The organism is Bradyrhizobium sp. AZCC 1578 (assembly GCF_036924675.1).
Taxonomy (GTDB): Bacteria; Pseudomonadota; Alphaproteobacteria; order Rhizobiales; family Xanthobacteraceae; genus Bradyrhizobium.
Window position 1 is genome coordinate 2,393,235 of the sequence record NZ_JAZHRZ010000001.1, and the last position, 20,493, is coordinate 2,413,727.

General features: G+C 61.9%; 21 protein-coding genes. 5 read left to right on the plus strand and 16 right to left on the minus strand.

The features are described 5' to 3' along the window. Positions 1 to 831 precede the first annotated feature (831 nt). The 6 genes from V1290_RS11675 to V1290_RS11700 form a co-directional block, all read right to left on the minus strand. Positions 832 to 1,785: an EamA family transporter gene (locus V1290_RS11675; protein WP_334368997.1), complete on the minus strand. Its 954-nt coding sequence runs from the start codon at positions 1,783 to 1,785 to the stop codon at positions 832 to 834. A gap of 149 nt (positions 1,786 to 1,934) precedes the next feature. Beyond that, positions 1,935 to 2,345: a hypothetical protein gene (locus V1290_RS11680; RefSeq protein WP_334364538.1), complete on the minus strand. Its 411-nt coding sequence runs from the start codon at positions 2,343 to 2,345 to the stop codon at positions 1,935 to 1,937. Between the two features lie 16 nt (positions 2,346 to 2,361). Further along, positions 2,362 to 4,005 (minus strand): GMC family oxidoreductase, encoded by a 1,644-nt coding sequence (locus V1290_RS11685; RefSeq protein WP_334364539.1) that lies wholly within the window; start codon positions 4,003 to 4,005, stop codon positions 2,362 to 2,364. Between the two features lie 24 nt (positions 4,006 to 4,029). Further along, positions 4,030 to 4,623 carry a GNAT family N-acetyltransferase gene (locus V1290_RS11690; RefSeq protein ID WP_334364540.1) on the minus strand — a complete coding sequence of 198 codons (594 nt, stop codon included), beginning with the start codon at positions 4,621 to 4,623 and terminating at the stop codon, positions 4,030 to 4,032. A gap of 115 nt (positions 4,624 to 4,738) precedes the next feature. Beyond that, entirely contained in the window at positions 4,739 to 5,665 is a 927-nt protein-coding gene (locus V1290_RS11695; RefSeq protein ID WP_334364541.1) for an SMP-30/gluconolactonase/LRE family protein, read from the minus strand. Between the two features lie 149 nt (positions 5,666 to 5,814). Beyond that, entirely contained in the window at positions 5,815 to 6,648 is an 834-nt protein-coding gene (locus V1290_RS11700; RefSeq protein WP_334364542.1) for an AraC family transcriptional regulator, read from the minus strand. Positions 6,649 to 6,765: 117 nt separating this feature from the next. On the opposite strand from V1290_RS11700, the gene V1290_RS11705 reads away from it, so the two are divergent. Beyond that, positions 6,766 to 7,872 (plus strand): mandelate racemase/muconate lactonizing enzyme family protein, encoded by a 1,107-nt coding sequence (locus V1290_RS11705; protein ID WP_334364543.1) that lies wholly within the window; start codon positions 6,766 to 6,768, stop codon positions 7,870 to 7,872. 16 nt (positions 7,873 to 7,888) lie between these two features. Here the strand turns inward: V1290_RS11705 and V1290_RS11710 are convergent, their stop codons facing one another. Further along, entirely contained in the window at positions 7,889 to 8,272 is a 384-nt protein-coding gene (locus tag V1290_RS11710) for a hypothetical protein (protein ID WP_442895054.1), read from the minus strand. Between the two features lie 206 nt (positions 8,273 to 8,478). Here V1290_RS11710 and V1290_RS11715 point away from each other — a divergent pair, with 206 nt between their 5' ends. Continuing rightward, entirely contained in the window at positions 8,479 to 8,712 is a 234-nt protein-coding gene (locus V1290_RS11715) for a hypothetical protein (protein ID WP_334364544.1), read from the plus strand. An 83-nt stretch (positions 8,713 to 8,795) separates the two neighbouring features. Here V1290_RS11715 and V1290_RS11720 read toward each other — a convergent pair whose 3' ends face one another. From V1290_RS11720 to V1290_RS11730, 3 genes are all read right to left on the minus strand, one after another. Continuing rightward, positions 8,796 to 8,933, minus strand: coding sequence for a hypothetical protein (locus V1290_RS11720; RefSeq protein ID WP_334364545.1), 138 nt, complete (start codon positions 8,931 to 8,933; stop codon positions 8,796 to 8,798). A 5-nt stretch (positions 8,934 to 8,938) separates the two neighbouring features. Beyond that, positions 8,939 to 9,373 carry a cupin domain-containing protein gene (locus tag V1290_RS11725; protein WP_334364546.1) on the minus strand — a complete coding sequence of 145 codons (435 nt, stop codon included), beginning with the start codon at positions 9,371 to 9,373 and terminating at the stop codon, positions 8,939 to 8,941. A 308-nt stretch (positions 9,374 to 9,681) separates the two neighbouring features. Continuing rightward, complete coding sequence (locus V1290_RS11730; RefSeq protein ID WP_334364547.1) at positions 9,682 to 10,335, minus strand: glutathione S-transferase family protein; 654 nt, start codon at positions 10,333 to 10,335, stop codon at positions 9,682 to 9,684. 176 nt (positions 10,336 to 10,511) lie between these two features. Between V1290_RS11730 and V1290_RS11735 the strand changes: the two genes are divergently transcribed. Both V1290_RS11735 and V1290_RS11740 read left to right on the plus strand, forming a co-directional pair. Next, positions 10,512 to 11,735: a polyhydroxyalkanoate depolymerase gene (locus V1290_RS11735; protein ID WP_334364548.1), complete on the plus strand. Its 1,224-nt coding sequence runs from the start codon at positions 10,512 to 10,514 to the stop codon at positions 11,733 to 11,735. A gap of 196 nt (positions 11,736 to 11,931) precedes the next feature. Beyond that, on the plus strand, positions 11,932 to 12,714 hold the full coding sequence (locus V1290_RS11740) for a substrate-binding domain-containing protein (protein ID WP_334368999.1): 783 nt from the start codon (positions 11,932 to 11,934) through the stop codon (positions 12,712 to 12,714). Between the two features lie 157 nt (positions 12,715 to 12,871). Here the strand turns inward: V1290_RS11740 and V1290_RS11745 are convergent, their stop codons facing one another. From V1290_RS11745 to V1290_RS11770, 6 genes are all read right to left on the minus strand, one after another. Next, on the minus strand, positions 12,872 to 14,605 hold the full coding sequence (locus tag V1290_RS11745) for a bifunctional protein-serine/threonine kinase/phosphatase (protein WP_334364549.1): 1,734 nt from the start codon (positions 14,603 to 14,605) through the stop codon (positions 12,872 to 12,874). 62 nt (positions 14,606 to 14,667) lie between these two features. Further along, the gene (locus V1290_RS11750) at positions 14,668 to 15,519 is read right to left on the minus strand and encodes a formate/nitrite transporter family protein (protein ID WP_065744419.1); all 852 of its coding nucleotides are present in this window, start codon (positions 15,517 to 15,519) and stop codon (positions 14,668 to 14,670) included. A gap of 658 nt (positions 15,520 to 16,177) precedes the next feature. Next, complete coding sequence (locus V1290_RS11755) at positions 16,178 to 16,924, minus strand: transporter substrate-binding domain-containing protein (RefSeq protein ID WP_334369000.1); 747 nt, start codon at positions 16,922 to 16,924, stop codon at positions 16,178 to 16,180. 112 nt (positions 16,925 to 17,036) lie between these two features. After that, positions 17,037 to 17,699 carry an OmpA family protein gene (locus V1290_RS11760; RefSeq protein WP_334364550.1) on the minus strand — a complete coding sequence of 221 codons (663 nt, stop codon included), beginning with the start codon at positions 17,697 to 17,699 and terminating at the stop codon, positions 17,037 to 17,039. Then, positions 17,699 to 18,115, minus strand: coding sequence for a hypothetical protein (locus V1290_RS11765; RefSeq protein WP_334364551.1), 417 nt, complete (start codon positions 18,113 to 18,115; stop codon positions 17,699 to 17,701). Before V1290_RS11765 ends, V1290_RS11760 begins: the two co-directional genes overlap by 1 nt. 186 nt (positions 18,116 to 18,301) lie before the next feature. Further along, a complete protein-coding gene (locus tag V1290_RS11770) occupies positions 18,302 to 19,495 on the minus strand; it encodes an MFS transporter (RefSeq protein ID WP_334364552.1) in 1,194 nt (397 codons plus the stop codon). 68 nt (positions 19,496 to 19,563) lie between these two features. Here V1290_RS11770 and V1290_RS11775 point away from each other — a divergent pair, with 68 nt between their 5' ends. After that, positions 19,564 to 20,364 carry an AraC family transcriptional regulator gene (locus V1290_RS11775; RefSeq protein WP_334364553.1) on the plus strand — a complete coding sequence of 267 codons (801 nt, stop codon included), beginning with the start codon at positions 19,564 to 19,566 and terminating at the stop codon, positions 20,362 to 20,364. The last annotated feature ends 129 nt before the right edge of the window (positions 20,365 to 20,493 follow it).

Genomic DNA, 20,493 nt, shown 5'->3' on the forward strand with positions numbered 1-20,493 from the left:
CTCACGCCCATCCCGAACTCACGTGTGGGCTTCCGATCGGTCCTCAACAACCGTTGTGCGGCCTCGGCGTTTGTGGCGCAGCGCTCGAGCCAGCGAGCCACGAGAAAATCAACCCGCGCGGCAAATCGCCGTTGAGCCGCTGCCAGCAAAGGCCTCGCGCCCAAGCTCTGATTGGATGGTCTCTTGACGTCGTTGCGGGCGTTCATCTTGCCCTCCTGCCGGTTCGGCGGAGGGAGCGGCCCTGCGCCGAGAGTTACACTCTTGCTTTGCGGATCAGCCCCGCTTCGAGCTGAAAGTTCGGGCCCCACGTCATCACGGACATGCACGACCAATCGGCCAGCCGAATAAGCGGCCGGACGCGGACGGCAGTCTCTGCGATGTGTGTGCGCGCGTTACGCATTGCGGTCCTCTAAGAGTGCAGGCAATTTCACCCGCGAAGAATGTCACGATCTAAACGCAGAGAAAATTCGGCGCGTCAATGTTTTATGCGCACGAGGTGCGGGATTTGTTGCGCGCTAGTAATTTTCGAACGCTAGCGGAGCCGACTGGGTTCGAAAATTTCAGGCTATTGTCCGTTGGGCGGAAGTGGCGGTTTACTTCGCCATGTCCGGTCTAGCCCGGGAAGCACACACCAATCGGACGGATCGGTATGTCCACTTGGGGGTCATTAGCTGAACCTACAGCCCATCTCCGGACCTCCGTTCTGCCCGCGAGAGCAGACGTTGCCCATCGTGATCGTCATGCCGGCGATGGGCCACGAGCGGACAGTTAATGAGGCCTCAGCACCCCTTGTCGCGCCAAGTTTTGTCGTCGATCCGCAGTGGATCGCTGTCAAGTCCGCTCAGCGGCACTAGAAAAGTAGAGAAGCGCCGCAACAGAGCTGATCACCAACGTCGCGCCCGTTAAGCTCAGCATCGTAATACGTTCGCCAAGGATCCATGCTCCTAGCATGAGCGCGACGACTGGATTGACGAAGGTGTAAGTGGCGACAACCGGGGCGGACATGCGATCGAGCAGCCACAGGTAGGCTGTGTTCCCGACGACGCTACCGAGGAGCGCCAGATAGAGCATACCGCCGAGTGATACGATTGAGACCTGGCGCGGCGAGAAGTCGATCCATTCGCCGACCAAATGACTCAGCATCAACAGGCCGACGCTACCACAGATAAGCTGCATGCCAGCAAGATCATGGGGCGGAATATGGGCTGCGCGCCTTTGCACGTACACGCTGCCGAGTGCCCAGGACAGAGAGGATACCAGAAGCAAAAGAATCACACCGATCGGCAGCGAATTGTGCGTATTCGATGTTTCATTCCATGCGATTACTGCAACGCCGGCCAAGCCGGGCACAAGCGCTAAGAGTCTTCTTAAAGCTTCGCTTTGACCAGTTGATACGTTGACAAGCACGATCCAGAACGGAATCGTCGCCAAAAAGATGGCCGATAACCCCGAAGGGACATAACGCTGGGCATATGCGAGGGTCCCGTGACATCCGATGAAGAGGAGCGCGCCACTGATTGCAGCGTGCCACCAATCTTCCCGCGATCGTGGAGTCAATCTCCTCAATTGCGAGAAGCCAAGCAATACAGCGCCACCAAGAATGGAGCGCGCTCCAATCAGAAGCAAAGGGGGGATTGACTGCAAGCCTAGCGCGATTGCTAGATATGTTCCCCCCCATAATAGATAGATGGCGCCGAATGCGCCTATTAATTGGGCTCGGCGTGTGCCTATCGACATAGATGCCCTCTTGCTGTTGACAATCAAGACAACAGCATGCCAACACATCGACAAGCGACGAGGTTTCCGTTGCTGATAAAGGCTCGCCCCGAGGTGAAATGTCTTCTCCGGGTCACGAGCGGCAATCCTCTAACTGATCGTAGGATTTCCGCCTCTCCGTCCGAAGCGAAAATCTGCGCCTTTGTGAGTCCACGCCCCTAGAAGAATTCGTCGAGGAACGCCGCCGCTTCATCCGAGATGCCGGCGATCTTGTTCGTTGCCTGACGATAGAACTTGAAATTGAGCTCGGTCCCGGGTTGGCCGTCATTCCAGTCGGTGAAATGCTCGAGCTCGCTCCGCCCCAGCGGCCGCTTCGCGAGCGCGGTGCGTCGGATGGTGACGCTCACGCGCGGTGTTTGCCTGGTGATGCCGCGCTTCCTGGCGATCGCTTCAGCCGAAACCACAACGCCGCGCGCGATAAGGCCCTGCCCGCCCTCGTTCTCGCTCGCGAACACGAAAACCGTGTCGCCTTCGGCGATATGCTTGCCGCCATACATGGTCTTTTGCGCTGTCAACGCGAACGTCTTCGGCCGCAGATCGGAAACCTCGGCCTTGATCGCGAACGCCATGCTCCTCGTGCCAATGCTAGGCCGACACCGGGAATCTGACGGCTTCCAGCGCGGTTTTGCCGCGGATCATGTCGGAGGCCTTGTCGGCGATCATCAGCGTCGAGGCATTGAGATTGGCCGAGATCATGCGCGGCATGATCGAGGCATCGACCACGCGCAGGCCCTGCAGTCCGTGCACGCGCAACTGGTCGTCGACCACGGCCCATTTGGCATCCGCCGGTCCCATGCGGCAGGTGCAGCCGGGGTGGAATGTGGTCGTGCCGCGCTCGGTGGCGGCCGCCAGGAATTCGTCGTCGCTCTGCACCTTGGGTCCGGGGAAATCCTCATAGGCGTAGTATGGCGCGAGCGGCTTGGACGCGAGCAGCCGGCGCGCCAGTTTCATGCCGGCGACGACGACGCGGCGGTCGATCTCTTCCACCAGATAATTGGTCTGGATGATCGGCGGCGCGAACGGATCGGCGGAGCGGATGCGGACATAGCCGCGGCTCTCCGGGCGCTGCTGCCATGAGGCAACCGTCATGCCGGGCTCGTCCTCGAGCTGGCCCTGCACGCCTTCCTTGTAGCTCGCCGGCGTAAAGGTGAGCTGCAGGTCGGAGCTTTCGGTGGTCTCGCCCGAGTGCCAGAAGCAATAGACCATGGTCGGCGACAGCGACAGCAGGCCGCGCCGCGTCGTGGCCCATTTCAGCGCCTCGACCCAGAGGCTCAAGCCGCGCCGGAGTTCGTTGATAGTCCTGATGTTCTTGACGCGCGCGACCGAGCGCGGCGCGTAATGATCCTGCAGGCCTTCGCCGACGCCCGGCAGCGCGTGACGAACCTCGATCCCGTGCGATTGCAGTAGTTCGGGCGAGCCGACGCCGGACAATTGCAGCACCTGCGGCGAGTTATAGGCGCCGCCGGAAAGAATGACTTCCTTGTTGGCGCGCACCTCGACGGGCGTGCCTCCCTTGCCGCCCCGGAGATAACGCACGCCGACCGCGCGCTTGCCCTCGAAAATGAGGTTGGTGACATGCGCATGCGTCCGCACATCGACATTCGGCCGCTTCCGCGCCGGATGCAAAAACGCCTTGGCGGCGCTCATGCGCAGACCGTTCTGGATGGTGCGCTGGCAGTAGGAGACGCCCTCCTGGATCGCGCCGTTGTAATCGGGATTTTTGGGGATCCCGAGGCTGACGGCACCTTCCATGAAGGCCTCGCACAGCGGATCCTGCCAATCCATGGTGGTGACGGTGAGACTGCCTTCGCGGCCGCGATAGGTCTCGTCGCATTCGCCGACGCGGCACTCCAGCCGCTTGAAATAGGGCAGTATGTCCGGATACCCCCAGCCGCGGTTGCCTAGCTGCGCCCAGGTATCGAAATCCTGGCGCTGGCCGCGGTTGTAGATATGGCCGTTGATCGACGACGAGCCGCCCAGCGTCTTGCCGCGCGGCGCGTAGATGCTGCGCCCGCCGGTCCATGGCCCCGGTTCCTGCTGATAGGCCCAGTTGACGCTCTTCATATGGAACGTCTTGATGAAGCCGGCGGGCAGATGGATGTAGGGATGCCAGTCCTTGCCACCCGCTTCGAGCACGCAGACGCGGCTGGAAGAATCTTCGCTGAGCCGGTTGGCGAGCACGCTGCCTGCGGAGCCCGCGCCGATAATCACATAATCGAACGTTTCCATCGTCTCTTTTCTGGCGCGGCTTAGTTACCGCGGCTTATCGTTGAGTTGATAGGTAAGATGCGCCTTCACCGTCGGCCATTCGCTGGCAATGATGCTGTAAACCACGGTGTCGCGCAATGTCCCGTTCGGCGCGATCTGATGGCTGCGCAGGATGCCGTCCAGCTTGGCGCCCAGGCGCTCGATGCCGCGCCGGCTCTGGTGATTGAAGAAATGGGTACGGAACTCCACGGCAATGCAATTCAACTTCTCGAACGCGTGCGTCAGCAGCAGCAATTTGCACTGCGTATTGAGCGCGCTGCGCTGCACGCGCTTGGCGTACCAGGTCGAGCCGATCTCGACGCGGCGGTTGGCGGCATCGACGTTCATATAGGTCGTCATGCCTGCAATCTTGCCCTCGGCATCAAACACCGTGAACGGCAGCATCGATCCCGCCGCGAACAGGCCGAGCCGGCGATCGATTTCTTTTTTCATGTTTTCGGCGGTCGGAATGGCGGTGTACCAGAGCTTCCACAGCTCGCCGTCCCTCACCGCTTCCACCAGGCCGTCGATGTGATCGTGCGACAACGGCTCCAGCCGCGCGTGCTCGCCGCGAAGGGTTATCGGTTCAAGAAAGGCCATTCTCTAACTCCGCTCTCTCCGTTGTCATTGCGAGGAGCAAATGCGACGAAGCAATCCATCTATCCCCTCGTGGCGCAATGGATTGCTTCGCTGCACTCGCAATGACGTGGATGGTTCACTTGTTCAAAAAATTCAGCGCCAGTCCCGGCCGCGCCCAGTCCATTGCGATCAGTTCGCCTCTGCCCGACAGCGTGATGTAGGCGGTCTTCAACTCCGGCCCGCCGAATGCGATATTGGTGGTGACGCGGTCGCCGGTCGGCACCTGCTCGACCAGCGTGCCGTCAGGCGCGATCACCGAGATGCAGCCCGACACCAGCGTCGCCACGCAGACATTGCCACTTGCCTCCACCGCCATCGAGTCAAACATCTGATAGCCACCGAGCCCCGCGATCGGCTTGCCGCGCTCGCCGCGGTAGATCACGTCGCGCGGCTTGATGGTGCCGGGCTCGGATATCTCATAGGCCCACAACCGCGCGGTCGGCGTCTCCGCGATGTACACCGTCTTCTCATCCGGCGACAGGCCGATGCCGTTGGCGGGCAGCACGCCGTGCACGACCTCCACGACCTCCTTCATGCCCGGCTTGAGATAGTAGAACCCGCCGACATCCATCTCGCGGGCGCGGCGCTTGCCGAGGTCAGAGAACCAGAGGCCGCCGTGCTTGTCGAACACGAGGTCGTTGGGCCCCCGCAGCGCATGCTCGCCGCATTTGTCGACGACGGTCTCGACCTTGCCGCTCTGCAGATCCACGCGCTGGATCGAGCCGCCCTGATAATCATCGGGCTGCGGCCCCGGCATGATCATCTTGCCCGTGGGAATCCAGCTAAAGCCGCCATTGTTGCAGATGTACATCTTGCCGTCGGGGCCAAGCGCTGCGCCATTGGGGCCACCGGGAATTTGCGCGACGACCTCCTTGCGCCCATCAGGATAAACCCGCGTCAGCCGCTTGCCGCGGATTTCGACCAGCACCACCGATCCGTCCGGCATGACAACCGGGCCTTCCGGAAACTCCAGATCGGTGGCGAGAACGCGGATATTGGCCATGAATCCTCCCGGCTTGCTTTTGGCTGCAGGCGGATTTCTGGCTCGGCCCCGCACGCGCAACAACTCGTTGCGGCAGTTATGGCAAAGTCGGTTTGGCTTGCCAAGCAATCACGGGCAATGAAGCGGCGCAGGGCAGCATTGCGGAGACGCTACTCCTTGACCGGCACCCAGATCTCCAGCCCGCCATTGCCGGTGGCGGGATCGAAATTCTCGTCGTAGCGCTCGAAGCTCGGCGCATCTGCCGCCTTCATGCCGGATGCCGGCAGCCAGTGATTCCAGATCGTGTTGACGGTGCGGCGGATCGTCGAGATGTGCTCTGAGTGGGTGAACACCGCATACTTCTGCTCCGGAATCCGCACACGGGCGAACTCGCGCGGCAGATCGGAGAAGTCGGCGACTTCGACGCCGGCGATGTAGTCGAAGCCGGAATCATCGCCATTGCAGCAGACGCCGTAGGCCACCTTGCCGACCCGGTTCGGGATGTCGTCGACTTTCTGGTGAAATTGCTCCCACTGGTTCGGAATGCCGGCGCCGCCGTTCTCATGCGTGCAGCGTTCGCTGATGCCGGCGATGAGCAACGGCTTGGAAGTTTCGAAACGCGGCGGCTTGAGGGTATCGAGCAGGGTTGAATCCATCATGATTGGCTCCTGAAGCTTGAGATGATCAAGGCACGTTGCGGCGCGGACCGCTTCGGGCGTCGTGCCGAAATGGTCGCGGAACGCGCGGGTGAAAGCTTCGTGAGAACTGTAGTCCGCATCCAGCGCGAGGCTGAGAATGTCGGGCGCGCCGGCGGCCAGTGCCTGCGCCGCCTTGGTCAGCCTGCGGGCACGCACATAGCGCATCACCGAAAGGCCGGTCGCAGCGGCAAACGCCCGCACCAGATGGAAACGCGAGACGCCGGCAATGCCCGCGATCTCATCGAGCGTCAGCGGCTCGGCGAGATGGCTTTCGATGTACCAGAGCGCCTTCTGGGCTGGATTCATGACGGACAGCTCTCATGCGAAGCGTTGGCATTATCGGCGGTTCCGCCGCGCTTCATTTGACAGTCCTTGCTCTTCGATCGTGCCACTGACAAGGTAGGGAACGCTCTCGGAGGTACCATGCTGATCACCAATGTCCGGGCGCACCATATCCGTATTCCCTATGACGCCGGTGTCGCGAGCTTCAAGCAAGGCGCATCCGCCATCTCGGCGCTGGAAATCGTCATGGTGGAAGTTTCGACCGACGCCGGCATCACAGGCTGGGGCGATGCCTTTGCCTATGTCTGCCCGCGAACCAGCTACGCCGCCATCGAGGAAATGATTGCGCCGCAAGCACGGGGACTGGAAGTCCCAGATGCGGCCGGCATTCCCGCCTTCATGGAACAGATCCAGCGCAACCTGCATCTGTTCGGCCGCTATGGCATCACCATGTTTGCGATCTCAGCGTTGGATATTGCGCTGTGGGACCTCGCGGCAAAGGTCAAGGGCGTGCCGTTGCACCGCCTGATCGGCGAAGCCAGGCGCACGCGGATTCCTGCCTATGCGAGCCTGCTGCGGATCGGAAAGCCCGAGCTGATCGCAAGCGAATGCGAGACCGCGCTGCGGCAGGGCTACAAGGCGATCAAGCTGCATGAGACCACAACGCCTGCGGTATATGCCGCGCGGCAGGCGATCGGCGCCGGCATTCCGCTGATGGTCGACTTGAACTGTCCGCTGAATGGCGAGGCCGCGATCGCCTTCGCGCATTCCTGCCGCGACGCCGCGCCGCTGTTCCTCGAGGAGCCGGTCTGGCCGCCGGAAGATTTTGCAACGCTAGCTGAAGTGCGAAGCAAGGGCGGGCTCAACGTTGCGGCCGGAGAGAATGCCTGCACGGTTCATCAGTTCAGGCAGATGCTGAAGGCGGGCGCGGTAAGCCATGCGCAACCCTCCGTCATCAAGGTCGGCGGCATCACCGAGTATCTGAAGGTCGTCGACCTCGCCGACGAATTCGGCGTCAGGCTTGCACCGCATTCACCGTATTTCGGCCCGGGCTTCCTGGCGACGCTGCACTTGATGTCGCTGGGCGACGACGCGAGCTTTGTCGAGGTGTTCTCCATGAAACGCGCCGCCTGCTTGTGGCACGGCCGCATCGACGTCGATGCCAATGGCAATGTGGAGGTGCCGCAGGGGCCGGGTCTCGGTTACGAACCGGACAAGGCCATCATGGAGCAATACCGCGTAGCGTAATCCGCGGGGCAGCCCCCTACTTGGTGCCGTCTTTCGGCGTCGCTGCATCCTTCGCAGCAGGCGCTGAATCCTTCGCCGTGGGCGCAGCGGTCTTCTTCGCATCCTCCGCCGCCTTGTTCTGCGCCGCCTGCAACTCGCCGACCAGCTTCTGCAAGCCAATGACCGCGTTCTTCAGCGCCTCGATCTGCCGGTTGGCGGCATCAGTTTTCTGCTGATGGTCGGTGGTGAGTTTTGTGATCGTCTTCTGCAGGAAGTCGACATTGCTCTGCAGGCAAGAGGTGCGCCGCTCCATGGTTTTTTCGACGGTGCAGATCTCGATGCCGGGAACGTCCTGCGCGTGGACGCCCGCCGGCAACAAAGCCATCAGCAGCGCGATGGCGACGATCATGATCCTGGGCATCGCAGCAATCATCAAAATCCTCGTTCCACAAGCATCTCACGCGGGGGAACGTCTATCACGGCAATTTGCGCGAAGCAGGGCCCCGTCCCCAGAGATACCATACTGATACCTCATTCAGGCGTTGTGCTTCATCCCGTTAACAGTGGATGGATTTCGCCGCACCTCAAACCGGTGTGTTTGCCGGCTGCGGCAGTGGAGATTGATTGATGGCAACGCGTGAAAAACGACTGGCGCAGTTCGACGGCAACGGGGAGCCGCCGCCGAACCTGCCGGTGGAAGTTCTTTGCGAGGATCACAGCGGAACCTATCAACTGCCGTTCGCCTGTCGATGGATCGACGGTCAATGGCGCAATGACAGGACCGGCGGCATGGTCGAGGCCACCGTGGTCGGTTGGCGACTGCCGCGGCCGAGATCTGAAAACGCCGCGGAGAGGCCCTGAGCCGTCGCAGATTGCGTCAAAATGCGACGGATGCGCGCGGAACTTTAAGGTTCGGAACAGCTACGGAACGAACCGCGCCCGAATCACTGATTTGGTGCCGTACGCTCCTGTTCACGGCTAGATGTCGGGCGCCATCCCAGGCGGCGCACCACATAAAGGACCACGGCAATCGGCCGCAGCCAGCGGCCGACGACAAAGGTTAATTCCTCGGCGGATGACATGGCGGTCAGCTCCACGGCGTGGGCGGCGGCACCTTGTCGATCGCAGGAGGGACGTCGACGGTCTTGAAGTCGGCGGGGCTGACGATCTCGAGGTACTCCATGTCCTTCGAGTAATCGTACAGGTAATGCGTGATGCCCGGCCGCTGATGCACGACATCGCCGGCCTGCACCAGGGTCGACTTGTCCTCATACATGAAGCGCGCCCAGCCCTTGGTCATGATCACGATCTGGAATTCGCATTCGTGCTTGTGCCAGCCGGTGCCCTCTTCAGGCGGCAAGTCGGGGTTGGCCTTGACCAGGTGGCAAATCACCTGCCCGCCGGTGGCATCGGCAATGCCGAGATCGCGGTACAGGAAGAAGTCGCGCAGACCTCCGCCCTTGAACTCGGTATCGCCGGGTTTGACGTGAGAGAATTTACTGACGATGGCCTGCTGGTTCATGGAAACCTCCACGGTTCGCGTTGACGGGACCGCGACAGGCGAAGAGCGTCCAAATTTTCGGCAGCGTCGCATCGTCGCGTTCACGGCTGCATGTTGCTATGCGAAATCCACGCCAGTCGCGCTGCAATGCAGCGGTCGCCGGCATCGGTGTAGTGAACCGCTTGGCCGGAGGCAGAAATCCGGTTTCAGCAGCTTGCGAAAATGGTGAAGGGATCGGGCCCTGCGCCGGTCACGGGTGGCACGGGGCTTGAGCAAAGGCTGCCCGTTGCCTGAGCCGTCCAAACGGGCCATGGCCGCGCCAGGCCTGCCTAATATTCGACCTCGAGTTCCTCGATATCGGCCGGCTCGGCCTTGGCCGCCTCGATCCATTCCTGCATCTCTGGCATCGCCATGATGGTACTGGCGTAGGCCGCGAGGGCGGGCTCGAGTTTGACGTCATAGGTCATGAAACGGGTCACTACGGGCGCGTACATGGCGTCCGCCATGGTGCGCTCGCCGAACAGGAACGGCCCGCCTGACTCCGCAAGGCATTCGCGCCAGATGGTGCAGACCCGGTCGATATCGGCCTGCGCGCGCGACCAGATCTTGAAGCCGGGGAAATAGCCCTTCAGGTTGACCGGCAGCGAGGCACGCAGGGTGGTGAAGCCGGAATGGATTTCACCGCAGATCGAGCGGCAATGGGCGCGCCGGATCCGGTCGGCCGGCAGCAGGCCAGCGCCGGGCATGGCCTCGTTGAGGTATTCCGCGATCGCCAGCGTATCCCAGATGGTGGCGCCGTCGTGGCGCAGGCACGGCACCAAGATCGACGACGACAGCAGCAGGATTTCGGCCCGCGCCGAGGCATCGTCGGGAGCGGTGATGACCTCCTCGAATTCGAGACCTGAGAATTTCGCGAGCAGCCAGCCGCGCAGCGACCAGGACGAATAATTCTTGCTGGAGATGGTCAGTGTCGTCGTCGCCATATGGCCTTCCCTCGAATCCCCAAAACGCCTTTGCCGGGCAAGGGCGGCCGACCGCGGCGCCGCCCAATGCCTGTGCGCTGGGCATTTGCGCAGCAAACCACGTGCCAGTTTTAGAGGCGGCCGGGCCCGCTGTGGCGTCGATATTGCATGGCGTTATGGGACAGGGGCTGATGTGAATGATGTCAATGATGTACCAAGCCTATCAGAACCACATGGACCTGACGTCGCCATGGCGGACCGGGGCGGCAGCGGCGCTCAGATATCTCAACCTGGTGCCGCAGGGCGTCTCCGACAAATTGTTCGGCCGGCTGGCCGCTTCGCTCGAACTGATCTCGCGCTCCTCCCTCACCTATCACCGGCCAGCCTATGGCATCGACAGGGTACTGGTCGGCAATCAGGAGCTGGAGGTAACCGAGGAAGTCACCTTCGCCACCCCATTCGGCTCGCTGCTGCACTTCAAGAAGGAGCTTGCGCCGGAGCAGCCGCGGCTGTTGCTGGTAGCGCCGATGTCCGGCCATTTCGCGACGCTACTGCGCGGTACCGTGAAGACACTGCTGCAGGACCACGACGTCTACATCACCGACTGGCACAATCCGCGCGACATTCCGCTTCGTGCCGGCCGGTTCGGGCTCGAGGATTACACCGATCACCTGATCACCTTCCTGGACAAGATCGGTCCGCGTGCGCACATGGTGGCGATCTGCCAGCCGTCGGTCTCGGCGCTGGCTGCGGCTGCCGTGATGTCGGAGGATAATCACCCCGCCCGCCCGGCTACACTGACCCTGATGGCCGGGCCGATCGACACGCGGATCCAGCCGACCAAGGTCAATGAATTCGCCAGGAGCAAGCCGATCAACTGGTTTGAAAAGAACCTGATCAATTACGTGCCGGTGCAGTGCAAGGGCGCGTTCCGAAAAGTCTATCCCGGCTTCGTGCAGCTCACCGCCTTCGTATCGATGAATCTGGAACGCCACATCAAGCAGCACATCGACCTCGCCAATCATCTCGCCAGGGGCGAAAAGGAAAAGGCCGCGATCATCAAGACCTTCTACGACGAATATTTTGCGGTCATGGACCTGCCCGCCGAATTCTATATCGAGACTGTTCGCGACGTGTTTCAGGAGCATCTGTTGCCGCAGGGCAAACTGATGCATCGCGGCCGGCCGGTCAGCCCGGCCGCGATCAGGCGCATGGGCCTGATGACGGTCGAGGGCGAAAAGGACGATATCTGTGCGATCGGCCAGACGCTGGCGGCACAAGACCTCTGCACCGGCGTGCGCGCCTATCGCAAGGTGCACCACATGCAGGCCGGCGTCGGCCACTACGGCGTGTTCTCCGGCAAGCGCTGGAACAACGAGATCTATCCGCTGCTGCGGGACTTTGTGCATCTGAATTCGTGAGGGCTGGCGCACCGCTCTCTCCACGTCATTGCGAGGAGCAAAGCGACGAAGCAATCCATTGGCTCCTCGTGCGCCGAGAGATGGATTGCTTCGGTTCGCTCGCAATGACGGAGTGGCGGGTCTAGCCGTCCTCCCTCTCGCGCGCTAGCATTTGCCAAGGTCGACCGCTCAAGAGTCGTCCCAGGAGGATTTCATGATGCGGCTTTCAAAAATACTTCGCACACTCGCGCTCGCCACTCTCAGCGCACTCCTGCTGTCCGTCACAGCCACGGCTGCCGAGGTGCACGTGATGATCTCGGGCGGACTGTCGGCCGCCTACAAGGCGCTAGTTCCGGAATTCGAGCGCAGCACCGGCCACAAGGTGCTGACGGCTTACGGGCCGTCGATGGGAACGACCACGAATGCTATCCCGGTACGGCTGGAGCGCGGCGAACCGGCTGATGTCCTCATCATGGTCGGTTATGCACTCGACGATCTCGCCAAGAAAGGCAAGGTGACTGCCGGCACCAAAGTCGATCTCGTCAGGTCGCCGATCGGGGTTGCCGTCAAGTCAGGCACGCCGAAGCCGGACATCTCTACGGCGGATGCGCTCAAGCGCGCGCTGCTTGCGGTGAAGACGGTCGCCTATTCCGACAGCGCCAGCGGCGTCTACGTCTCGACCGAGATGTTCGACAAGCTCGGCATTGCCGACGAGATGAAAGACAAGGCGAGGAAGATTCCGGCCACACCAGTCGGCGAGATCGTCGCGCGCGGCGATGCCGAGATCGGCTTCCAGCAGATCAGCGAATTGAAGCCGGTGGAAGGCATCGAGATCGTCGGCCCGCTGCCGGACGAATTGCAGAAGATCACGGTGTTCTCCGCAGGGATCGCCAGCGTCTCGAAAGAACCCGAGGCCGGCAAGGCGCTGATCAAGTTCCTCGCCTCACCCGCCGCGCGTTCCGAAATCGTCAAGAGCGGGCTCGACCCGATCGCGCCTTAGTTTGGCGAACTAGCAAACTTTGCGTTCCCCGGATGCTGCGCAGCGCGCCGCCCTTGCGGCGTGGTGCGCTGCTGATCCGGGGTCCACGCTGCGAGATTTGGGTCCCGGCTCAGCGGAGCAGCGCTTTGCGCTGCTCCGCGTCCGGGACATGATGCCTTCACCGATGCATGTGCTGCATGGCGAGCAGCACGATCACGGCGAGCGCCAGCACGACCGTCGTGCTCTTCCAGAACAAGAGCGGATTGCGCTCGATCAGCGGCGTCCGTGACGTCGAGAGATAGTTGGCATTGGGATGGCGCAGGTCGAACAAGAATTCCGAAAAACTGTCGTAACGCTTGTAGGGATTGGAGTGCACCGCCTTTTCCAGCGTGCCGTCGATCCATTGCGGCAACTCGCGGTCGCCATGCGACACCGGGCGGTAGACCAGCTTGTTGAATTGCGACCTGGTCCGCGCCTTTGCGATCTGCGCGCCGTAGGGCAGTTTTCCGGTCAGCATCTGGTAGGTGATGACGCCGAGTGAAAACAGGTCCGAGCGCGTCGTCGCCGGCTCGCCGAGGAAATATTCGGGGGCGGTGTATTGCTGGGTGCCGAGAATGTCATTGCGGATGCCGGAGGGCTCGCCCTCGACGACACCAGTGATTTTCGTCGAACCGAAATCTATGATCTTCACGGTGCCCGTAGCATCGATCATGATGTTGTCGGGCCTGACGTCCTGGTGCAGCATCTCCTTGCGGTGGAAGGCGCGCAAGCCCTTGGCGATCTGCTCGACGATGCCGCGCACGGTCTCCAGGCTCGGCTTCGGATTGTCGATCATCCATTGCGTCAGCGTCTGACCGTCTATGTACTCGGTCGCGACATAGAGGAAGTTGCGCTTGCGCTGCAGCAGGCAGGGTTTCAGCACGTGCGGGCTGTCGATCCGCCGCGCCACCCACTCCTCCATCATGAACCGCTTCAGGTAAGCGGGATCGTCGCGCAAGTCGATCGACGGAATCTTGATGGTGACCACCGCGTCGGTTTCGATATCGACGGCAAGGTAGATGTGGCTGCGGCTGGAGCCGTGCAGTTCGCGGACGATCCGGTAGCCGTCGAACACGGTGCGCGCCTCCAGAAGCGGCGGCAGCGGCAGTTCATGCGGCTGGGCGAACACTTCGCTGGCGGCGCCGTCGGGCACCTCATCGACGCGGACGATCTGGACGGTGAGATTGTCGTTGCTGCCAGCTTCAAAAGCCTGGTCGACAATCCCCTTGGCGGCTGCATCGAGATCGGCGCCGCCTTCATTCACCGCCTTTGCCATGCGACGGGCGCTGAGATGCTCGTAGATGCCGTCGGTCACGAGCACAAAGACGTCGCCCGGCTCGAGCCGCAGCATCTGGTAGTCGATCTCGATTTGCGGATTTACGCCGAGCGCCCGGCCAAGATAGCTCTGCTGCGAGGAGATGACGATGCGGTGGTCGTTGGTCAGTTGCTCCAGCGTGTTGCCGGAGAGGCGATAGATGCGGGAATCGCCGATGTGAAAGAGATGCGCCGTGGTCGACTTGATGACCATGGCGGAGAGCGTACAGACGTAACCACGGTCCTTGTCATAGGCATACTGGCTGCGCGTCTGCGAATGCAGCCAGGAATTGGTCGCCTCCAGCACGCGCTGCGCCGAGGTGCGCACCGACCAGGATTCCGAGGTGCAGTAATAGTCGGTCAAAAACCCCTTCACTGCCGATTCCGCGGCGACCCGGCTGACCTTGCTCGTGCTGATGCCGTCGGCCAGCACGATGGAAATGCCCTTGAGGCTGAGCAGCGGCTCGTCCGGGATCAGGACGCCATGGAAATCCTGGTTGGTTTCCTTGAGGCCCTTATCGGAAAATTGTCCGACCGATATTTTCAGCTCGCGCGGCATTCCCGGCTTTCACGACAATGGGCCTCTCCCGTTACGAGGAGAGGCCCATCCTCGTCTTAAGATCAAGCGGCAATGCGCGAGGACGGCCGCGAAGATGCCGCAGCCGACGCGCTACGCGACGGACCGGTCTTCACGTGAGTGGCGTACAGGGTCAGCCCGGTGAAAGCGAGACCACCGACGAGGTTGCCGACCACGGTCGGGATCTCGTTCCAGACGATGTAGTCCCACCAGGTGAACTTGCCGCCGAGCAGCAGGCCCGACGGGAACAGGAACATGTTCACGATGGAATGCTCGAAGGTCATGAAGAAGAACAGCATGATCGGCATCCACATCGCGATCACCTTGCCGCTGACGTGGGTGGAAATCATCGCGCCGACGACGCCGGCCGAGACCATCCAGTTGCAGAGCATGCCGCGGATGAACAGCGTCAGCATGCCGGCCGCGCCATGGTTGGCATAGCCGACGGTGCGGCTCTCGCCGATCGTGCCGATCACCTGTCCGACCTTGTCCGGCGGCTGCGACCAGCCGAAGGTGAACACGATCGCCATCATCACGGCGACCGTGAAGGCGCCGGCAAAATTGCCGATGAAGACGAGGCCCCAGTTGCGCAGCACGCCGCCGAGCGTCACGCCAGGGCGCTTGTCGATCAGCGCCAACGGCGCCAGCACGAACACGCCGGTGAGCAGGTCGAAGCCGAGCAGATACAGCATGCAGAAGCCGACCGGAAACAGCGCGGCGCCGACGATCGGCACGCCGGTCTGCACGTTGATGGTGATCGCAAACGCCGCGGCAAGCGCAAGGATCGCTCCGGCCATGTAGGCGCGGATGACCGTATCGCGCGTCGACATGAAGATCTTGGATTCTCCGGCGTCGACCATCTTGGTCACGAATTCCGAAGGCGCGAGATAGGCCATTCCAGTTCCCCTTTCGAGACAACGTTGAAGCGCGCCGGATGCTGCGCAGCCGTGCACCGATTGAATGAAAAATCTTGCCGTCCTCGTGCGCGACAGATCCCGCGCCGCCTTTGAGCGGCACAGAACGACGCAGGTCACGCCCGATCAGGAACGGAGGATGCGCGAGCTATCGTGAGGTGGTCCCGAAGACTGCTCGAAGCGCCTCACGCGAGGCCGCTTGATCCCAACGCCTTCAGCCAACGCTGGCCTTGGCAATCCGAACGGACGGCAGTCGTCATTGACTGAGACAGGATTAAGCAATCGATGTGCCAACCCGAAATCGGGCCGCAGGCTCAAAAAGGCGCGTATTTCTACGTGGTTATGGCCCTATCGCGCGGGATCCGGACGAGAACAGATGCCTTGTATTTGTGCAATTGCACAGAAGTTAGCGCCTGCTGTGCAGCGCCTCGTCGTGCCGAAGCGCGCGTAGCACGGCGCTGAATCCGCAAACTCGCTGTCGTCCCGGACAAGCGAGCACGGCGAGCGCCGATCCGGGACCCATAGCCACAGGACAAAGTTTTGCGAACGCTGGCGCCCCTGCATCTTCCAACAACTCAATCCTGTGGCTATGAGTCCCTGCGTTCGCATGCGTTCGCAGGGACGACAGCGGAGCAAGCTTCTACTTCGTCTGCGTCCGGATCGGCCGATCTTTCAGGCCGTTATTGTCGTAGGCCTTGCGCAGCGTGCCGTTGGAGATCGCTTCGTTCAGGAACTTTACCGCAAACGCCAGCGACAGCGGATGATTGGGCGGCACCGCCACTGCCGTCACGGTCTGCTTGAAGGTTTCATCCAGCACGCGCGTGCCCGGAATCCTCTTTGCCATCGCGTTGAGCTGATCGCGCGACAGCGCGAACGCATCGATCTCGCCATTCTTGAGCAGGCCGAAGATTTCGTCATAGGTCTGGTAGCCCGTGACCTCAGCGTTCTTCAAATGCGCGATCGCGCCGCGCATCGTGGTCGTGTTGTTGACCGCCGCGACCTTGATCCCGGGTTGATCGAGTGTCGCGAAATTCGTGACCGTCGAGCCAGGCTTGACGATGTAGGTCGCATCCGACACCTCATAGATCGGTCCGAACGACATCCTGCCCTCACGTTCCGGATCCTTCGGCAGGAAGGTGATGTCCCAGGCGCCCTTCGACGCCGCATCGACGATCTGCCCGGAATTGTTGTGCGCGACATATTCGACGGGGACGCCGAGTTGCTCCGCCATCGCCTTGCCGAGATCGACCGGCACGCCGGCATAACCGGTCTCTGTCCTGGTCGACCAGAACGCGCCGCCGGCCGGACTGATCGCGATCGCCACCCGCAGCTTGCCGGTCGGCGCAATCTCATCCTTCAAGGCATCGGCTGTAGCGGGCATCGTCATCATCACCGTCAATCCCAGCAAGAGACCGGCCGTTGCCGGCGAGAGTTGATTGAACATCGGGTGCTCCTTTCCCAGCCGGCGGCTGGCGTCGCGCTCACCCCTTCACCGATGATCAGCGCTTCTTTTTTGCCGCAGCCGCGCCTTTTGGAGCCGCAGCCGGTGTTGCCGGCTCGGCCGTTTCGAATTTGCCGATCGCCATGATCTGGACGCGCGCATTGGCTGATGACGCCGGACGATTGACATCCTGCAACTGTTCCTCGCCTAAACCAAGCGCCTGAAGCCGTTTCGGCGACACCTTGAAGGTGTTCACCAGAACGTCGCGGATCGATTCGGCGCGCCGCTGGCTCAGGATCAGATTGTGGTCGCGCCTTCCGGCGGATTCGACATGATCGACGATCAGATATCGGTAGGGCCGCGTCTTCGGATCTGTGAGCGCGTCCGCGATGCTGCCGATGGTCTGATAGGAGGCCGGCCGGATCAGGGAGGAATCCTGGTCGAACACGACGTCGACACGGATTTGCGGCAGCTTCGTCAGTTGCGGCGCGATCGGCGGGCGCTTCTGCGGCTGCGCATCCGCTCTTGCCTTGATGCGGTCGGCAGCCTGCTGGCGCAAGGCAGCCAAGTCGATATCCGACTCGGCTTCGACGGCAAGCTTCTCAATGATGTCCCCGCTCGACATGGCGGTTTGCGCCCGGCTCGCCGTTATCGGCAGGGCAAAGGCAGCCATGGCGCCCAGCGCGAGACCGATACCGCACAGCTTTTCTCCCCCAAGCATCAGCGATACCCCGCGGCGCTGATCGCCTTGTTGCAGTTCGGGGTCGCCTTCTGGGTGGATTCCAGCAGGCATTGCAGACCCTTGACAGGATCGGTTCGAACCTCACCGCAGAAGCGGTTCAACTCCCAATTGCAGAGTTTCACAAGGGAGGTGCGCGCGGTAATGCGCTGCTGGATGGCGCCGAGGGCCTGGGGATAATCGGTCTTGCACTTCGCCGACACCACATCCTGATTGCGGCCCAGGCACTCCTTCAGGCGCGTCGCATCGAGATTGACGCCGCGGCAATTGTCATCGATGTCCTTGCCGCAGCTCGCGGCCAACATGGCCGCGGCCTCCTCGAATTTCATGGTCTGCGCCGTCGCCAGCGAAGGTATAAATATCGCAATGATGAACAGGAAAAGCCGGATTCGGGTCATGCGCTCACCTCACACAAGGAGGGTGGCGATGGTCAAGTGTTCTGTTTGAGTTCACGGCCGCACAGCGGAGCTATTGCGCCGCAACAAATCGTCGCGGGTCGCAGGGGCCAGCACCTCCGTTCGTCATGCCGGCCTCGTGCCCGCCTTCCATGACGGAAAGGGTGCATGATCAATTGATTAGTGATGTCACGGCGCGGTTTGCGCGGCCGGTACCTTGATCTCCTGCGGCAGGATGATCGCCGCCACGATCACCAAAAGGCACAGCGCGCCGAACGCCTGCAGCATGGTGACGAAGCCGCCCTTTTCGTAGAGCCACGCCACCAGGCCGACGGAGGCGCCGGCCGCGGTGAAGCCGACGAAGTAGCGCACCGAATAGGCGCGCGAGCGCCATTCCTCGGTGGTGTATTTGCCGACCATGGCGTCGTTGACGGTGACCTGCCCGAACGCACCCATCACGATGCCGATGGACGCGATGATCAGCGGCAGGTTCGACAGCGTCGCCGCGAAGTACATGAACGGCGCCAGCAGGAACGACAGCGGCAGCATCACGGCCTTCAACGAATAATGGTCGATCAGCTTGCCTATGGTATATTGCGTCATCGCGCCGAACACATAGACGCCGGCCGCGATCACCCCGAGCAGGGCCGGACTGTTGGTCAGGCCGGCCAACCGCTCGGCGAACAGTTTCGGCATCGCCACGGTGATGGCGTTAAAGGTCGTGGATATCGCGATCACCACGATCAAAAGCGCCAAAAACACCCGCCACATGTCTTCTTTCGCAACCCGCGCCTGCGCTGCGGCCTGCCTGGTGCCGGTTCGGTCCTCGTGCACTACCATCAGCGCAAAGGCCGCGCCGATCAGGATCGTGACGATTCCCGGCGCGATGAAGGCCCAGCGCCAGCCGAGATACTGCCCGATCACGCCGGTGACCAGCGCCGAGGACGCCACGCCTAGATTGCCCCAGACGCCGTTCAGGCCCATTTCGCGGCCGAGTTTGTCGGCATAGGACACGATCATCGCGGTGCCGACCGGATGATAGATCGAGGCGAACAGGCCGATCGCCAGCAGTGCCGCGCCGAGTTGCAAGGGCGTTTGCACGAAGCCGACGGCGATCATCGACGCGCCGATCCCTGAGAAGAAGATCACCATCATGTGGCGCCGGCTCCAGCGGTCGCCGAGCCAGCCCGTGACCAGCGAGCCTGCGCCGAAGGCGACGAAGCCCGGGGTGGCGTAAGGCAACAGCTCCGAATAGGCCATGCCGAGCGCCGGGCCCATGATGATGACGGCGGCGGCAAAGATCAGCATCGAATAATGGTCGATGAAGTGGGCGGCGTTGACGAAAGTGATCACCCGGCTTGCGCTGTTCTTTGGGCTGTTCATGGTCGATTCCCGAATCCCGCAATTTTCCGAAATAGGTTATACGGGGTTGTCCTGACGGGATGTCGCCAATGAATATCGCCGAAAAGCCAATTGCCGCCATTATCGGGCGCCGCATCTCGACCGGCGACGGCATCCACATGATTGCGAACAGCTACCGGAAGGGCGTCCGGCTCGACACCCACATGCACCGCGAGGCGCAGCTCGTCTATGCGGCGAGGGGCACCATGCAGGTGACGACGCCAAAGGGCCGCTGGCTGGTACCGCCGGACCGTGCGGTGTGGGTGCCCGCGCTATCGGAGCATGCGATCGACGTGCTCGCCGATATCGAGATGCGTACGCTCTATTTCGAACTCGACTGGCTGCAGCGCGAAGTGCGCAGCCACAGCCTGGATGCCGAATTCGTGGTGCGGGTGTCGCCGCTCCTGCATCAGACCATCCTGGCTTTGTTCGACGATCGCGGCGACCGCGAGCGAACCGAGCTTCTGCTGCGACTGGCCATGATGGAGCTCGACCAGGCCGAAGATTCGGCGACGTTCATCCCGCTGCCGCGCGAGCTGCGCTGCCGGCGCGCCGCCGACATCGTGCTCGCGGACCCAACCGGCGACCATGAGATCGAAACGCTGGCGCGCGAGGTCGGCACCTCGGTGCGGACGTTGTCGCGGCTGTTCTCGTCGGAGACGCAATTGAGCTTCAAGAGCTGGTGCCAGCGCGCCCGGATTGCAGCGGCGATCGAGAAGCTGTCGACGGATGCCGGCGTCTCCGTCAAGCAGCTTGCCTCGGATTTGGGCTATGCCAGCGTGCCGGCGTTTTCCCATGCTTTCCGGCAGGTTACCGGCAAAACACCGACGGAATTCGCGGGGAAGGAGTGAGGTAAACGACATTGTATTGACGTCATTACCCGCGAAGGCGGGGTAATCCAGTATTCCAGAGGCGGTGATGATTAACGAACAGGCCGCGGCGTACTGGATACCCCGCAGGAGCCTGTCATCAGGCTCGCC

Coding starts and splice junctions, on each gene's coding strand:
- V1290_RS11745 (WP_334364549.1), bottom strand. CDS start 14,605: ATGCCGCGCGAGCTGAAAATATCGGTCGGACAATTTTCCGATAAGGGC.
- V1290_RS11740 (WP_334368999.1), top strand. CDS start 11,932: ATGCGGCTTTCAAAAATACTTCGCACACTCGCGCTCGCCACTCTCAGC.
- V1290_RS11680 (WP_334364538.1), bottom strand. CDS start 2,345: ATGGCGTTCGCGATCAAGGCCGAGGTTTCCGATCTGCGGCCGAAGACG.
- V1290_RS11705 (WP_334364543.1), top strand. CDS start 6,766: ATGCTGATCACCAATGTCCGGGCGCACCATATCCGTATTCCCTATGAC.
- V1290_RS11710 (WP_442895054.1), bottom strand. CDS start 8,272: ATGCCCAGGATCATGATCGTCGCCATCGCGCTGCTGATGGCTTTGTTG.
- V1290_RS11765 (WP_334364551.1), bottom strand. CDS start 18,115: ATGACCCGAATCCGGCTTTTCCTGTTCATCATTGCGATATTTATACCT.
- V1290_RS11685 (WP_334364539.1), bottom strand. CDS start 4,005: ATGGAAACGTTCGATTATGTGATTATCGGCGCGGGCTCCGCAGGCAGC.
- V1290_RS11675 (WP_334368997.1), bottom strand. CDS start 1,785: ATGTGTTGGCATGCTGTTGTCTTGATTGTCAACAGCAAGAGGGCATCT.
- V1290_RS11720 (WP_334364545.1), bottom strand. CDS start 8,933: ATGTCATCCGCCGAGGAATTAACCTTTGTCGTCGGCCGCTGGCTGCGG.
- V1290_RS11735 (WP_334364548.1), top strand. CDS start 10,512: ATGATGTCAATGATGTACCAAGCCTATCAGAACCACATGGACCTGACG.
- V1290_RS11775 (WP_334364553.1), top strand. CDS start 19,564: ATGAATATCGCCGAAAAGCCAATTGCCGCCATTATCGGGCGCCGCATC.
- V1290_RS11725 (WP_334364546.1), bottom strand. CDS start 9,373: ATGAACCAGCAGGCCATCGTCAGTAAATTCTCTCACGTCAAACCCGGC.
- V1290_RS11690 (WP_334364540.1), bottom strand. CDS start 4,623: ATGGCCTTTCTTGAACCGATAACCCTTCGCGGCGAGCACGCGCGGCTG.
- V1290_RS11700 (WP_334364542.1), bottom strand. CDS start 6,648: ATGAATCCAGCCCAGAAGGCGCTCTGGTACATCGAAAGCCATCTCGCC.
- V1290_RS11750 (WP_065744419.1), bottom strand. CDS start 15,519: ATGGCCTATCTCGCGCCTTCGGAATTCGTGACCAAGATGGTCGACGCC.
- V1290_RS11730 (WP_334364547.1), bottom strand. CDS start 10,335: ATGGCGACGACGACACTGACCATCTCCAGCAAGAATTATTCGTCCTGG.
- V1290_RS11760 (WP_334364550.1), bottom strand. CDS start 17,699: ATGCTTGGGGGAGAAAAGCTGTGCGGTATCGGTCTCGCGCTGGGCGCC.
- V1290_RS11770 (WP_334364552.1), bottom strand. CDS start 19,495: ATGAACAGCCCAAAGAACAGCGCAAGCCGGGTGATCACTTTCGTCAAC.
- V1290_RS11715 (WP_334364544.1), top strand. CDS start 8,479: ATGGCAACGCGTGAAAAACGACTGGCGCAGTTCGACGGCAACGGGGAG.
- V1290_RS11695 (WP_334364541.1), bottom strand. CDS start 5,665: ATGGCCAATATCCGCGTTCTCGCCACCGATCTGGAGTTTCCGGAAGGC.
- V1290_RS11755 (WP_334369000.1), bottom strand. CDS start 16,924: ATGACGATGCCCGCTACAGCCGATGCCTTGAAGGATGAGATTGCGCCG.